Origin of the sequence: Ensifer sp. ENS10, from assembly GCF_014852025.1 — a bacterium.
Taxonomy (GTDB): domain Bacteria; phylum Pseudomonadota; class Alphaproteobacteria; order Rhizobiales; family Rhizobiaceae; genus Ensifer.
Map to the genome: position 1 here is coordinate 805,312 of NZ_JACVAS010000002.1, position 12,858 is coordinate 818,169.

Sequence of the window (12,858 nt, forward strand, 5' to 3'; positions counted from 1 at the left end):
TGGCAACCGCTGATTTGCAGGGGCTACGGGGCCCAGAAGCACGAAAGTGACAGAATGGCGAAGTACCGTATTTCCCTTACCAAACAGACGTTTGGCGTGGCAGCTATACTGTCGGCGACCATCGTCTCGGGATGCTCAACGGTAGAGCACACGTCGCTCGAAGAACTGACGGCCGTGCAGACGGTCACCCCGCTCGCAAAGCCCGGCACTGAAATGACGGCCTACGCGCTGCCCACGCCTGATGGTGTGGCCACCGCAACGAGCGCTGCGCTTATGGCACAGACGGCAGCCCAGGCATCGGGCATCGCGGTCACCTATCCGGTCGCGGCTGACCTGGCGCAAGGCGCCGAAGCCGCCCCCTCGATGGTCGCGGTCCCCGCTGCCAAGCCGGGCGACTCCATGGCGCTTGCCATGGTTGCTCCGACAGCGCAAACGAATGCGACCGCTGCCATCGCCGCCGCCGAAACCCCGCTGTCGGGCGACGCGACGCAACTGGCGGCAGCGGCCGCTTCGCCCGCCGCGACCAAGACGGCCCGCGTCCAGGATCTTCCGGTTTCGACGCTCGCAGTTGCCGCCGCGATGGAATCGGACTTCGACACCGGCGAGCCCGTCGGTCTCGAAACGCTGGTCGCCAACCGCATGATCGTGCCGACCGAGCGTCCGAAGACCGGTGTCATCGGCTCGACGGTCGCAGCCGTTGCCAGCGTCATTCCGGATTCGATGAAGCTCACCAAGGCGCCGACCAGCTCGCGTCCCGACCTCGACAAGCTGATCAAGTATTATGCCGATCTGAACGATATTCCGGTCGAGCTGGTTCACCGCGTCGTCAAGCGCGAGAGCAACTACAATCCGCGCGCCTACAGCAAGGGCAATTACGGCCTGATGCAGATCCGCTACAATACCGCCAAGGGCCTCGGCTATGACGGTCCGGCGGAGGGCCTGTTCGACGCCGAAACCAACCTCAAATACGCGACGAAGTATCTGCACGGCGCCTGGATGGTGGCCGACAACCAGCACGACGGCGCGGTCAAGCTCTATGCCAGCGGCTACTACTACCACGCCAAGCGCAAGGGACTTCTCGACGAACTCGGCATGAAGTAAGCGAAGCCCGCTTACTGATATTCGAACCGTTTTATGAGGCGCTCAATCGAGCGCCTCTATTATTTTGGCGTTGAGCTTCTGTACGTCGTAGCCGAGCCTCGAAGGCGTGAGCCCCAGCCGGACCACCGCGAGCTTCAGCGAAGGCACCAGCATGATCGCCTGGCCGTCATGGCCGAGCATCCAGAAGGCGTCCGCCGGGAAACTGCCGGAACCGGCGCGCACGCCGTTTTCCTCCAGCCACACCTGGCCCTGGCCGTATTTGCCACCTGAAGCCTTGGCCGGCGCGCGCATGAAGGCGACGTAGTCCTTCGGCAGCATGGCCCTCCCCTTCCAGACGCCATCCTGCAATAGGAACTGCGCGAAGCGCGCCCAGTCCTGCGCGGTGGCATACATATAGGACGAGCCGACGAAGGTGCCGCTCGCATCGGTTTCGAGCACGGCGCTGCTCATGCCCAAGGGCGCAAACAGCGCGTCATGCGGGAAGGCAAGTGCGGCCGCTGGATCATCGAAGGTCCACATCCAGATACGCGACAGCAACGTGCTCGTGCCGCTGGAATAGCTGAACGTCGCGCCGGGATCGGACGTCAGCGGTTTGGTGGCCGCATAACCCGCCATGTCCTTCTCGAGATAGAGCATGCGCGTCACGTCGGTGACGTCGCCATAGTTCTCGTTGAATTCGAGACCGCTCTGCATGCCCATCAGATCGGCAAGCGTGATGCTGGCCCGTTCGTCGCTCGCCCACTCCGGCAGGAGCCCGGCACGCGCCACTTCCAATCGGCCCTCGGCCACACGCAGTCCGATCAGCGCCGCCGTGACCGATTTCGTCATCGACCAGCCGAGCAACGGCGTCGAGCGGTCAAAGCCCCGACCATAGTTCTCGGCGACCAGGCGGCCATCGCGAATGACGGCAATCGCCCGCGCGCCCGGACCGGCGAGATCGGCATCTTCGATAAGTCTCTGCAGGGCGGGATCGATCGCGGCTCCCTCGCCTTCCGGCCAAGGTGCTTCGGAAGCCGGCGCCGCCACAGCCGCCGCGGTCGTGATCGGCGGCAGGCTCGTGCCGCCGCCGTCCGGCAGGCTCGTGCATCCTGCGCCCGGCCGGTAGGCGGCGTAGCCCGCCGCTGCAAAGCCGAGGATCCGTGCGGTCACCATCTGTTTTTCCGGTTCGACGGCAACCTTCACCAGCTTCAGCAAGGGGTGTCCCGGCGCCTGGACATCATCGGCCAGCACCGACTGGGCATCGCGTCGCGCAATGAAGACATTGGAGCAGACGATCTTCGCGGCGTACCCATCGCCGACCTTGAGCAATTCCGGCGGCGCGAGCGCGAGCCAACCGAACAGCGCGACGACACCCAACACCAGCGCCGCACCTGATATCCTCAACATGCGTCTCATGCGTTCCCTCCGGCCGTCTCAAATATCCTTGGAGTCTTGCCGACCAAGGACAGAAAGATGCAGCAATTCAAACAGCGGTGGTACTGGTCCGATGGGACGCGCGGTCGCTGTCGAGTTGCAGAGAGAACCAGCATTTCGCCGACAGGAAAAGCCCGCAGACTGCAAGTTTCCAATTTCTGGGGAATGGGGACCCTGGAGTGCTGGTCCCGCGGCGTTAGGCCGAGCGTCGCAAATCCGCCGCTTCGCCTGTCTCAGGCAATGCCGCCACATCCGTGAGCGCCGGCGATATCCACGGACCGCGGACTTCCGCGGCGCCGCTTGCCTGCGCGCAATCCATCTCGCTTTGCTTTTCGATGCCGCGCACGGCGATCGGCAGGCGCAGTACCTGGCCGGTCTTGATGAGGCAGGCGAGCAGCGCAACGCTGCGCTCGCTGCCGTGGGTCGCCCGGATGGCGGTAAGATCGATGGTCACCTGGTCGGGCTGCAGTTCGGCAATCAGGTTCAAGGGCAAGGATGAACCGGCGCCGCCGCCAAGCACAATCCGCACACCAAGCGCGCGCAACCCCTGGAGATTTTCGGAAATCAGGGCGAGATCTTCGGTCGAAAAGTCCCCGGTGATCTCGATCGTCAGGCGTCCCGGCGGCAAGCTCGCCTCGGCGAGGCATTGCCTGACCTGCGCAACAAAGTCTCGATCCTTGAGTTGCGGGGCGAAGGGGGCGACCGTCAGTCCGGTCGGCGAAGCCCAGCGGGCAGCCTCCGTGCAGGCCGCCTGAAGTGTCCAATAGCCAAGCGAAAGCGCACTCGTGCTCTGCTCAGACGGCTCTATGAAGGCTTCCGCGCCGATGACGCCGCGAAGCGGGTGCCGCCAGCGCAGCAGCGCCTCGAAAGCGCGGATGGCTCCGCTTGCCGTCCCGGCAATCGGCAGGAATTCGAGGAAGAATTCGTCGTCCTCGAGCCCGCGTGCCACATCGCGCTCGGCCTCCGCCCGCTGCCGGGCGGCGTGGGTCAGCGTTTCCGAGTGGAAGGCGTGGCTGTTGCCGCTCATCGCCTTCGCCTCGTAGAGCGCCAGGTCCGCACGCTTCAGCACGTCGCCCGTCGCCGTATCGCTTCGCTCGACGAAGGCGATGCCGATGCTGCAGCCGGATGCGACCCGTGCATCGCCAAGATCGAACGGCGCTTCGAACAATGCCTTTACCCGCATTGCGAGTATTTCCGCTTCGACCTGTGACGCGGCATCGGCCGCTGCAAGCACGAACTCATCTCCGCCGAGCCGGTAGACGGTTGCCTCCCCGGAAAAGGCGCGCCTCAGCCGGGCGCCGAAGAGTGCAAGCAGCCGGTCGCCGGCATCGTGACCCATCGTATCGTTGATCGCCTTGAACCGGTCGAGATCAAGTAGGAGCAGGGCATTGCGCTCGAAGGCCGGCCCTTCGGCACAAAGCGCCTGACGAATGTCCGCTTCCAGCGCCGCGCGGTTTGCGAGCCCTGTGAGCTTGTCGCGGTGGACTTCGTGGCGCAAGCGCCGCTCGGCGCGGCGGGCTGCATGCAACTCGTGTTCGAGGCGGCGCGAGTAACGCCAGCGATAGAAGGATCCGCCGAGGAGGAGCGGCATGGCGCCAGCCGCAAGCATTGCCGGAACATCCCAATGCGATTGTTTTGCGAGCACGGTTTCCGTCGCCAGCCACACCGCGGAAACCAGAGCCCCCAATGCCGCGCCGGCAGCCGCAAATCGCTGCTCGGGCTTCGGCAGAAACGTTCCTAACATCATGTCGACGCCCCCGAATATAAGCCGGTGCTAGCACGCCAGGGTTTAATGATTTCTTATGGGTGAAAAATTGTATGGCGGCCGTTCGAGCGCGCTCTGGGGCTGTGGAAACCTCGTCATCAAAGTGTAGCGGAGTCACTTTAGAAGCGGCTAAGTTTCAACTGGATGAGCGGCAGAGATGACCGAACTAGCCCCCGACGTCGGCTTTGGCAGAAAAAATCCGAAGCTGAAAAACGCCCTGCTCCAGCACAAGACCTTCTCCCTTGCCGGCCTCTCGGAGCGTCTCTTCGGCCTGCTTTTTTCCGGTCTTGTCTACCCGCAGATCTGGGAAGATCCGATCGTTGACATGGAAGCGATGCAGCTCGGCCCGGACCACCGGATCGTCACCATCGGCTCCGGCGGCTGCAATATGCTGACCTATCTGTCGGCCGGCCCGCGCAAGATCGACGTCGTCGACCTCAACCCGCACCACATCGCGCTGAACCGCCTCAAGCTCGCGGCCTTTCGCCACCTGCCGAGCCACAAGGATGTCACGCGTTTCCTGGCGACCCAGGGCACGGCCACCAACGTCCAGGCCTTCGACCTCTTCATTGCGCCGAAGCTCGACACCGCGACGCGCAGCTACTGGAACGGCCGCGACCTGACCGGCCGCCGCCGCATCGGCGTCTTCGGCCGCAACATCTATCGCACCGGCCTGCTCGGCCGCTTCATTGCCGCAAGCCACCTGCTCGCCCGTCTACACCGCGTCAACCCGGAAGAATTCGTCCAGGCCGGCTCGATGCGCGAGCAGCGGCAATTCTTCGACGAGCGCCTGGCACCGCTTTTCGATCGCCCCGTCATCCGCTGGATTACCGGCCGCAAGAGCTCGCTATTCGGGCTTGGCATCCCGCCGCAGCAGTTCGACGAGCTGGCAAGCCTCAGCAGCGAGAAGTCGCTCGCCGCCGTGCTGCGCCATCGGCTTGAAAAGCTCACCTGTCACTTTCCGCTGCGGGAAAACTACTTCGCCTGGCAGGCCTTTGGGCGCCGCTATCCGCTGCCGCACGAAGGCGAGCTGCCGCCCTACCTCAATGCCCGCGCCTACGAGGCGATCCGCAACAATGCCGAGCGTGTCGAGGTCCACCACGCAAGCTACACCGAGCTCCTGGCGAGCAAGCCGGCGGCTTCCGTCGACCGCTACATCCTGCTCGATGCCCAGGACTGGATGACCGACCAGCAGCTCAACGATCTCTGGACCGAGATCACCCGCACGGCCGATACCGGCGCGATCGTCATCTTCCGCACGGCGGCAGAAGACAGCATCCTGCCCGGCCGTGTCTCCTCGGCCCTGCTCGACCAGTGGCACTACGATGCCGAAGCATCGGTCAAGCTCGGCGCCGAAGACCGCTCCGCCATCTATGGTGGTTTCCACATCTACCGGAAGAAGGCTTGAGCCGATGCGTGAGGCCGGGATTTCGCACGCGCGGCGCATGGACCACATGTACCGCTACCAGCGGCATTTCTACGATCTGACGCGGAAGTACTATCTCTTCGGCCGCGACACGCTGATCCGGGAGATGAACCCGGCCCCCGGTGCCTCTGTGCTCGAAGTCGGCTGCGGCACCGGGCGCAATCTGGCGCTGATCGGCCGCTGCTTCCCTTCGGCCCGTCTCTTCGGCCTGGACATTTCCTCGGAAATGCTGACCTCCGCCGATGCAAAGCTCAACCGTAGCGGCAAGCGTCGTGCCGAACTTCAGGTCGCCGACGCCACGGATTTCGACCCCGCCATCTTCGGCGAGCGCGGCTTCGATCGCATCGTCATCTCCTATTCGCTGTCGATGATCCCCGATTGGCAGAAGGCGATCGATGCGGCCATCGCCGCGCTCAATCCAGGCGGCTCGCTGCACATCGCCGATTTCGGCCAGCAGGAGCGCCTGCCGGCGAGCTTCCGCCGCGCGCTGCACGGCTGGCTCGATCGCTTCCATGTCACGCCACGCGCAAACCTCTTCGAGGTTCTGCGCGAGAAGGCGAGAGTAAACGGCGCCGATCTCGAACGCCGCGCGATCGGTCGCGGCTACGCCTGGCTTGCGGTCTATCACCGCCCGGCGGTCGCAATCGCCGCCTGAACCGGGACCCGGTCGCGCAGTCGGCTGGCGACCGCCCTTATCTCACGTCGCCAGAGAGCACCGAAATCACCAAAGGGATTTCGCGTTGGAGTAGAAATCGGCGAACTCCCGCCCACCTGCAATTCCCGCTTGAGCTAACCCAATTTTTACGATGATATGGTGAAGATGAGGTTCACGCCTCGCGGGGGAAATCACCGATATGAAAGCCATCGTGTGAGGCAGGATCGTCGCTCGTCTCTAGACAGGTACCTCATGCGCCGGCTTCTTCTGGCTCTACTGCCCATTGCCACCCTCCTTTCCGCCTGTTCGTCGACCGATTACGACCTGATGCAGACGGCATCGATCCCGCCGCGCTTCCAGGATACGGACCCGCAGAACTTCGGCGACCGCACCCCGCAGCACCACAACATCCACGGCATCGACGTCTCCAAATGGAATGGTGATATCGACTGGATGAAGGTGAAGAATTCGGGCGTCTCCTTCGCCTTCATCAAGGCGACGGAAGGCAAGGACAGGGTCGACACGCGCTTCAACGAATATTGGCAGCGGGCGCGTGCCGCCGGCATCCCCTACGCGCCCTATCACTTCTACTATTTCTGCTCGACCGCCGACGATCAGGCCGACTGGTTCATCGCCAATGTGCCGAAAAGCGCGGTCTATCTGCCTCCGGTGCTCGACGTCGAATGGAACGGCGAATCGAAGACCTGCCGCCACCGCCCGACTCCAAGCGAGGTCCGCGCCGAGATGAAGCACTTCATGGATCGCCTCGAAGCCCATTACGGCAAGCGCCCGATCATCTACACCTCGGTCGACTTCCACCGGGACAATCTCGTCGACCAGTTCAAGGACTATCACTTCTGGGTGCGCTCGACCGCCAAGCACCCGAAAGACGTCTATGTCGAGCGCCGCTGGGCCTTCTGGCAGTACACCAGCACCGGCGTTATCCCGGGCATCGACGGCAGTACCGATATCAATGCCTTCGCCGGCTCGGCGAAAAACTGGAAGAACTGGGTCGCAGCAGTCTCACAGCCGAAGTAAGACTGGCATTCTTGCCGGCAACCGCGGCAAGGCACCCCATTTTCTTCTTTCGGTCATAATGCTCTGGAAGAGCAAAGGCAGATTTACAGCGCCCGCACATCTCCAAGGACGCGCAAAGGTCGCTGTAACATTTTTGAACCGCTGCATGATTTGTCCCTAAATCGGTGACGATTTAAGGCGTTATGCAGGTCATCCAGCAATTTGGCTGCCCGTGGTGGTGTCTCCCGCACCCCGCGGCCAAAGAAAGGAATTATGATGATCCGGACTACCCGGCACGCCCTGGCCTCCGTCGCCCTCCTGGCGCTTACCGCCTCCACCGCCTTCGCCCAGACCGCGCCCCAGACGGGCACGCAGAGCGCCGCTCCGGCTGCTGCCTGCGGCGGCGACCTCGGCGCGTTTCTTCAGGGCGTGAAGGCCGAAGCTGTCGCCAAGGGTGTTCCGGCCGATGTCGCCGATCGTGCGCTCGCAGGCGCCGTGATCGACCAGAAGGTGCTGAGCCGCGACCGCACCCAGGGCGTCTTCAAGCAGACCTTCACCGAGTTCTCCAAGCGCACGGTCAGCAAGTCGCGCCTCGATATCGGCCAGCAGAAGATGAAGGAATATGCCGACGTCTTCGCCCGCGCCGAGAAGGAATTCGGCGTGCCGGCCCCCGTCATCACCGCCTTCTGGGCGATGGAAACCGACTTTGGTGCCGTGCAGGGCGACTTCAACACCCGCAATGCTTTGGTGACGCTCTCGCACGACTGCCGCCGCCCGGAAATGTTCCGACCGCAGCTGATCGCGGCCATCGAGATGGTCCAGCACGGCGATCTTGACCCGGCAACGACCACCGGCGCCTGGGCCGGCGAGATCGGCCAGGTGCAGATGCTGCCGGAAGACATTATCGCCTATGGCGTCGATGGCGACGGCGATGGCCACGTCAACCTGAAGAAGAGCTCGCCTGACGCGATCCTGACCGCGGCCAAGTTCATCCAGAGCCTCGGCTTCAAGGCTGGCCAGCCCTGGATCCAGGAAGTCAGCGTTCCCGAAGAACTCCCCTGGGAAAAGACCGGCCTGCAGACGGGCATGAAGGCTTCGGACTGGTTCGCGCTCGGCGTCAGCCCACGCGACGGCAACACCGCCAACGGCAATCTCGAAGCCTCGCTGGTGCTGCCGCAGGGCCTCAAGGGTGTGGCCTTCCTGACCTACCCGAACTTCAACGTCTATCTCGAGTGGAACCAGTCGTTCATCTACACGACCTCGGCCGCCTACTTCGCAACCCGCCTCGCCGGCGCGCCGACCTATGAAGGCGGCAACCCGGAACCGGGCCTCGACGATGTCGCCATGAAGGCGCTGCAAACCAAGCTCCAGACGCTCGGCCACGACGTCGGCAAGGTCGACGGCATCCTCGGCTCCGGCACCCGCGCCGCACTCCAGAAGGAGCAGCTCCGCCTCGGACGTCCCGCCGACGGCTGGGCCACGTTGGAACTCTTGAACGCGCTCTAGAGCAATTCCAGGAAAAGTGTGAAACGGTTTTCCGTCCGGAATTGCGCAATTTCAAACAGTTGGAGCAATTCGCCGTTTCAATGAAACAGTGAAATGCTCTAAAGCCTGTCGCGCAAAAGTGCGCAGCGGTTTTGCGACAACGACATGCGAAATATCAAGAACTTAAAGCGCACGGAGCAAATCTGAAAAATCGCGACGCGCTTTAGGTGAACCTCGGGCCACCGATGTGGCTCGTGCGCAGGATGCATCACCCCGGGGATCGGAACCGATCTCCGGGGTTTCTTGTATCTGCGGTCCAGGCGCCACGACCGCAGATGGGACCGCCCATGCCCGAACGCCCCCTTGCTCACGAATACGACAAGAACCGGGTGGTCCCGGCGAAGGCGCCGGGCTATGAAATAATCGTCAGATCGCAACCGGTCCGGGAATGTCGGGCGCAGCTTTTGCGCCACGATCACGATTCTCCGCCTGGGCGAGGCTGACGGACGATGCAATCAGCACGGACAGGCACACCCATGAATGCGCGAGCCACAGTCGACGGCCATCAGATGAGCGTCAGAACCTGGGCGCTGCTCGCCCTGCTCGGTCTCATCTGGGGCGGGTCCTTCTTCTTCGCCCGCGTGGCCGTTGCCCATGTGCCGCCATTCACGCTGGTGGTGCTGCGTCTGGGCCTGGCGGCACTTGCGCTGCATCTCTATATCCGCGGCCGCTTCGGCATGTATCAGGCACTTTCCGGACGCTGGCGTGAATTTGCGCTGATGGGACTGATCAACAACGCCATTCCGCACGCCTTCATTTTCCTCGGCCAGACCCAGATCGGCGCCGGCCTGGCGGCGATCCTCAACGCCACGACGCCGGTCTGGACCGTCATTATCGCCAACATGGCGACCGAGGACGAGAAGCTGAGTTCTGCCAAGATCGCCGGCTGCCTGCTCGGCCTTGCCGGTACCGTGGTGCTGATCGGGCCGAGTGCGGTTGCCGGCCTGTTCGGTACGACGAGCGGCGTTCCGCTCTGGGCGCTCGTCCTTCCGGTGCTGGCCGCCGTCAGCTATGGCCTTGCGGCAACCTACGGCAAGCGCTTCCGAAATCTTGCACCGCCGGTGACGGCCGCCGGCCAGCTCACCGCTTCGACGCTGATGATGCTGCCCGTTGCGGCCTTCACGGATGCGCCCTGGACCTTGCCGATGCCGCCAATGGAAGCAACGCTTGCCATCCTCGGCCTCGCGTTCGTCTCGACCGCCTATGGATACATTCTCTTTTTCCGGATCATGGCGGAGGCCGGCGCCACCAACGCTTCGCTCGTCACCCTGCTGGTGCCGCCAAGCGCGATCCTGCTCGGCTATCTCTTCCTCGGCGAAACCCTGCAGGCGGCCGATGTCGGCGGAATGGCGCTGATCGCCCTTGGGCTCGCCGTGCTCGACGGCCGCATTCTGCGGCTCAAACGTGCCGTCTGAACGGGGAATCGAACCGCCGAATTCGTGCCCTTCTGAAACGCTCACGCACGGTTACAAACGTTTATATTAACCTTGCGGAAGCGATTGTGAAAAAAATGTGGCAGCCTGAAAAAGATAAATATCTCAATATTATAGCCCTGTGAATAAGGCCGCTCCCCCTCACGGATTTCGCACTGCAGCACAAGTTTCGCTTTAACACATCGTGATTTCGCCCTATGTTTTAACGCGTTAACGCAGGGAGGGTCATCCATGGGCCTTACACATTCGCTGAATGTCCTCATGATCAGTGCAGCGTTCGTATTCGTGGCCACGATGCTCTTCATCTGATGAGCGGCTGCTGAGAGTCCAAACCGAATAGGGACTTAAATTTCCGGAAATCCATTTTGCAGCACCAAGCAAACTAGACCGCCAAGAGAGCAAAGGGTCTAATCGCTGCGACAAACAAGAAAGCGCCTGAAGATCGATCTTCAGGCGCTTTCTTTTTGATGGTATTTCCGCCCGGGAAATCGGGTTCGGATCCTGGGTTCAGGCGGCGGCGCCCGCCGCCCTCGTCCGTGGCGCTTCGTCGAGAGCATTGTTCGCCTCGAGCGCCACCTGCTCGAAACCGACGAGATCCAGGACCGCGGTCACCAGCGGCGAACGGTTCATTGTGTAGAGGTGGAAGTCGCGAACACCGCGTCGGGCGAGATCGACGATCTGCTCGGCAGCGATATGGGTCGCCTCCTTGAAACGCTCGACCGGCTGGTCTTCCAGATGCACGAGCCGGGTGACGATCGCCTCCGGCACGCTCGCGCCACAGAGGCCGGCAAACTTCTGCACCTGCGCCAGATTGTTGATCGGCAGGATGCCCGGCACGATCGGAATGTTGATACCGGCGCGGCGCACCCGTTCGAGATAGCGCTCGAAATCGTTGTTGTCGAAAAAGAACTGGGTCAGTGCCCGGTTGGCTCCGGCATCGACCTTGCGCTTCAGCATGTCGATATCGGCGGCCACGTCAGGGCTCTCCGGATGCTTCTCCGGATAGGAGGAGACGGAAATCTCGATATCGTCGCCCCGCGCGCGGATCGCCCGCACCAGGTCGGTGCTGCTCGCATAGCCGTCCGGATGCGGCTGATAGGCGCTGCCGATGCCGCCCTGCGGGTCGCCGCGCAGCGCCACGAAATGGCGGACGCCATAATCGATGTACTCATCGATGACCGCATCGACTTCCGCCTTCGGTGCGCCGACGCAGGTCAGGTGCGCGGCCGTATTGGCAAAGCCCTTCTCCTCGACCATCCGCCGCACGGTCGTCAGCGAGCGCGCCTTGGTCGAGCCGCCTGCGCCGTAGGTAACCGTCACGAAGGCAGGACCGAAGATGGAAAGATCTCCCGCCGTCTGGAAGAGTTGCACTTCCATTTCGTCGGTCTTGGGGGGGAAGTACTCGAAGGAGAGCCTCAGATTGCCACGCTCGGCCGGATAAAGCGTCTGTGCCGTCATTCTCAAACTCCCCCTGCATGGACGCGCGGCCGCGGCGTTTCATTCTCATTCACGGCGCGCCGGTCGCGCGCCAGCCAGATCGTCACCGTCAGCTTTTCTTCCTCGGCCCCTTCCGGCGAAAGGTCCGTGGTCTTTTCGAGCACCAGGCCGGCCTTGGCGAGCCAATCGGAGATTACCTGATGCGAGAAGCCAAGGCGCGCATGGGCGTGTTCGTCGCGCAGATGCTCGAGCCCGTGCGGCGCAAAGTCGATGATGACAAGACGACCGCCCGGCATCAGCATGCGTGCAGCTTCCGCAATCGCCGCCTCCGGCTCGTCGAGGAAATGCAGCACCTGGTGAATGGTGACGAGATCGAAGGCGTGCCCGTCGAGCGGCAGGTTGAAGATATCGCCGTGGCGGATTGACGCCTTGGTAATGCCGGCGCGTTCGAGATTGGAGCGCGCCACGGCCAGCATGTCGCGGCTGGCATCAACGCCGACGCCGCGACGATAGAGCCCTTCGAAGAGCTGCAGGATGCGCCCGGTGCCGGTTCCGAGATCGAGCAGGCTCTCGACCGGTTCGTCGCCGACCATCTCGCGCAGCTTCGCCTCGACATCGCGCTCGCTGACATGCAGGCGGCGAAGCTCGTCCCAGCCGGCGGCGTTGCGGCTGAAATAGGCCTGCGCCTTCTCGGCCCTCGCCTTCTTCAGGGTGGTCAGCCGCGCCGCATCGCGCGAAAGCACCGCGTCGTCAGCGGACGCCGGCGCCAGCATGGCCCGCACGAGCCCAACACGGGCACCCTCCTGCCTGAGACGGAAATAGGCCCAGGCGCCTTCCTGATAACGGTCGATGAGCTCGACTTCGGCAAGCAGCTTCAGGTGCCGCGAAATACGCGGCTGCGATTGCCCGAGAATTTCGGTAAGATCGGTAACGGTGAGGTCGCCGGCGGCAAGCAAGGCGACGAGACGCATGCGGGTCGGCTCTCCTGCCGCCTTCAGCACGTCCACCAGCGCATCCAGACCCAGTTCTTTCTGAACAGCCATCGCGATCCCCATCAACACATAAA

At 63.0% G+C, this 12,858-nt stretch carries 10 protein-coding genes; 6 read left to right on the forward strand and 4 right to left on the reverse strand.

Going from position 1 to position 12,858, the window contains the following annotated elements; genetic code table 11:
- Positions 1 to 54 precede the first annotated feature (54 nt).
- Entirely contained in the window at positions 55 to 1,101 is a 1,047-nt protein-coding gene (locus tag IB265_RS10905) for a lytic transglycosylase domain-containing protein (protein WP_057253442.1), read from the forward strand.
- A gap of 42 nt (positions 1,102 to 1,143) precedes the next feature.
- Here the strand turns inward: IB265_RS10905 and IB265_RS10910 are convergent, their stop codons facing one another.
- Entirely contained in the window at positions 1,144 to 2,496 is a 1,353-nt protein-coding gene (locus IB265_RS10910) for a serine hydrolase (RefSeq protein WP_057253440.1), read from the reverse strand.
- A 214-nt stretch (positions 2,497 to 2,710) separates the two neighbouring features.
- Positions 2,711 to 4,261: a bifunctional diguanylate cyclase/phosphodiesterase gene (locus IB265_RS10915; protein WP_082616020.1), complete on the reverse strand. Its 1,551-nt coding sequence runs from the start codon at positions 4,259 to 4,261 to the stop codon at positions 2,711 to 2,713.
- A 175-nt stretch (positions 4,262 to 4,436) separates the two neighbouring features.
- Here IB265_RS10915 and IB265_RS10920 point away from each other — a divergent pair, with 175 nt between their 5' ends.
- The 5 genes from IB265_RS10920 to IB265_RS10940 all read left to right on the forward strand — a co-directional run bounded on the left by IB265_RS10920 (position 4,437) and on the right by IB265_RS10940 (position 10,337).
- Positions 4,437 to 5,687, forward strand: coding sequence for a DUF3419 family protein (locus IB265_RS10920; RefSeq protein WP_112994782.1), 1,251 nt, complete (start codon positions 4,437 to 4,439; stop codon positions 5,685 to 5,687).
- A gap of 4 nt (positions 5,688 to 5,691) precedes the next feature.
- Positions 5,692 to 6,360, forward strand: coding sequence for a class I SAM-dependent methyltransferase (locus IB265_RS10925; RefSeq protein ID WP_057253433.1), 669 nt, complete (start codon positions 5,692 to 5,694; stop codon positions 6,358 to 6,360).
- Positions 6,361 to 6,612: 252 nt separating this feature from the next.
- A complete protein-coding gene (locus IB265_RS10930) occupies positions 6,613 to 7,398 on the forward strand; it encodes a GH25 family lysozyme (protein WP_057253431.1) in 786 nt (261 codons plus the stop codon).
- Positions 7,399 to 7,653: 255 nt separating this feature from the next.
- Positions 7,654 to 8,883 (forward strand): lytic murein transglycosylase, encoded by a 1,230-nt coding sequence (locus tag IB265_RS10935; RefSeq protein ID WP_192494778.1) that lies wholly within the window; start codon positions 7,654 to 7,656, stop codon positions 8,881 to 8,883.
- 515 nt (positions 8,884 to 9,398) lie between these two features.
- Entirely contained in the window at positions 9,399 to 10,337 is a 939-nt protein-coding gene (locus IB265_RS10940; RefSeq protein WP_057253427.1) for a DMT family transporter, read from the forward strand.
- 525 nt (positions 10,338 to 10,862) lie between these two features.
- Here the strand turns inward: IB265_RS10940 and metF are convergent.
- Entirely contained in the window at positions 10,863 to 11,813 is a 951-nt protein-coding gene (gene metF, locus IB265_RS10945) for a methylenetetrahydrofolate reductase [NAD(P)H] (protein ID WP_057253425.1), read from the reverse strand.
- Between the two features lie 2 nt (positions 11,814 to 11,815).
- Positions 11,816 to 12,835 (reverse strand): metalloregulator ArsR/SmtB family transcription factor, encoded by a 1,020-nt coding sequence (locus IB265_RS10950; RefSeq protein WP_057254375.1) that lies wholly within the window; start codon positions 12,833 to 12,835, stop codon positions 11,816 to 11,818.
- Between the last annotated feature and the right edge of the window lie 23 nt (positions 12,836 to 12,858).

Excerpts from the sequence above, each read along its gene's own strand:
- metF (WP_057253425.1), bottom strand. The coding sequence starts at position 11,813 with ATGACGGCACAGACGCTTTATCCGGCCGAGCGTGGCAATCTGAGGCTC.
- IB265_RS10910 (WP_057253440.1), bottom strand. The coding sequence starts at position 2,496 with ATGAGACGCATGTTGAGGATATCAGGTGCGGCGCTGGTGTTGGGTGTC.
- IB265_RS10905 (WP_057253442.1), top strand. The coding sequence starts at position 55 with ATGGCGAAGTACCGTATTTCCCTTACCAAACAGACGTTTGGCGTGGCA.
- IB265_RS10935 (WP_192494778.1), top strand. The coding sequence starts at position 7,654 with ATGATCCGGACTACCCGGCACGCCCTGGCCTCCGTCGCCCTCCTGGCG.
- IB265_RS10930 (WP_057253431.1), top strand. The coding sequence starts at position 6,613 with ATGCGCCGGCTTCTTCTGGCTCTACTGCCCATTGCCACCCTCCTTTCC.
- IB265_RS10920 (WP_112994782.1), top strand. The coding sequence starts at position 4,437 with ATGACCGAACTAGCCCCCGACGTCGGCTTTGGCAGAAAAAATCCGAAG.
- IB265_RS10940 (WP_057253427.1), top strand. The coding sequence starts at position 9,399 with ATGAATGCGCGAGCCACAGTCGACGGCCATCAGATGAGCGTCAGAACC.
- IB265_RS10915 (WP_082616020.1), bottom strand. The coding sequence starts at position 4,261 with ATGATGTTAGGAACGTTTCTGCCGAAGCCCGAGCAGCGATTTGCGGCT.
- IB265_RS10950 (WP_057254375.1), bottom strand. The coding sequence starts at position 12,835 with ATGGCTGTTCAGAAAGAACTGGGTCTGGATGCGCTGGTGGACGTGCTG.
- IB265_RS10925 (WP_057253433.1), top strand. The coding sequence starts at position 5,692 with ATGCGTGAGGCCGGGATTTCGCACGCGCGGCGCATGGACCACATGTAC.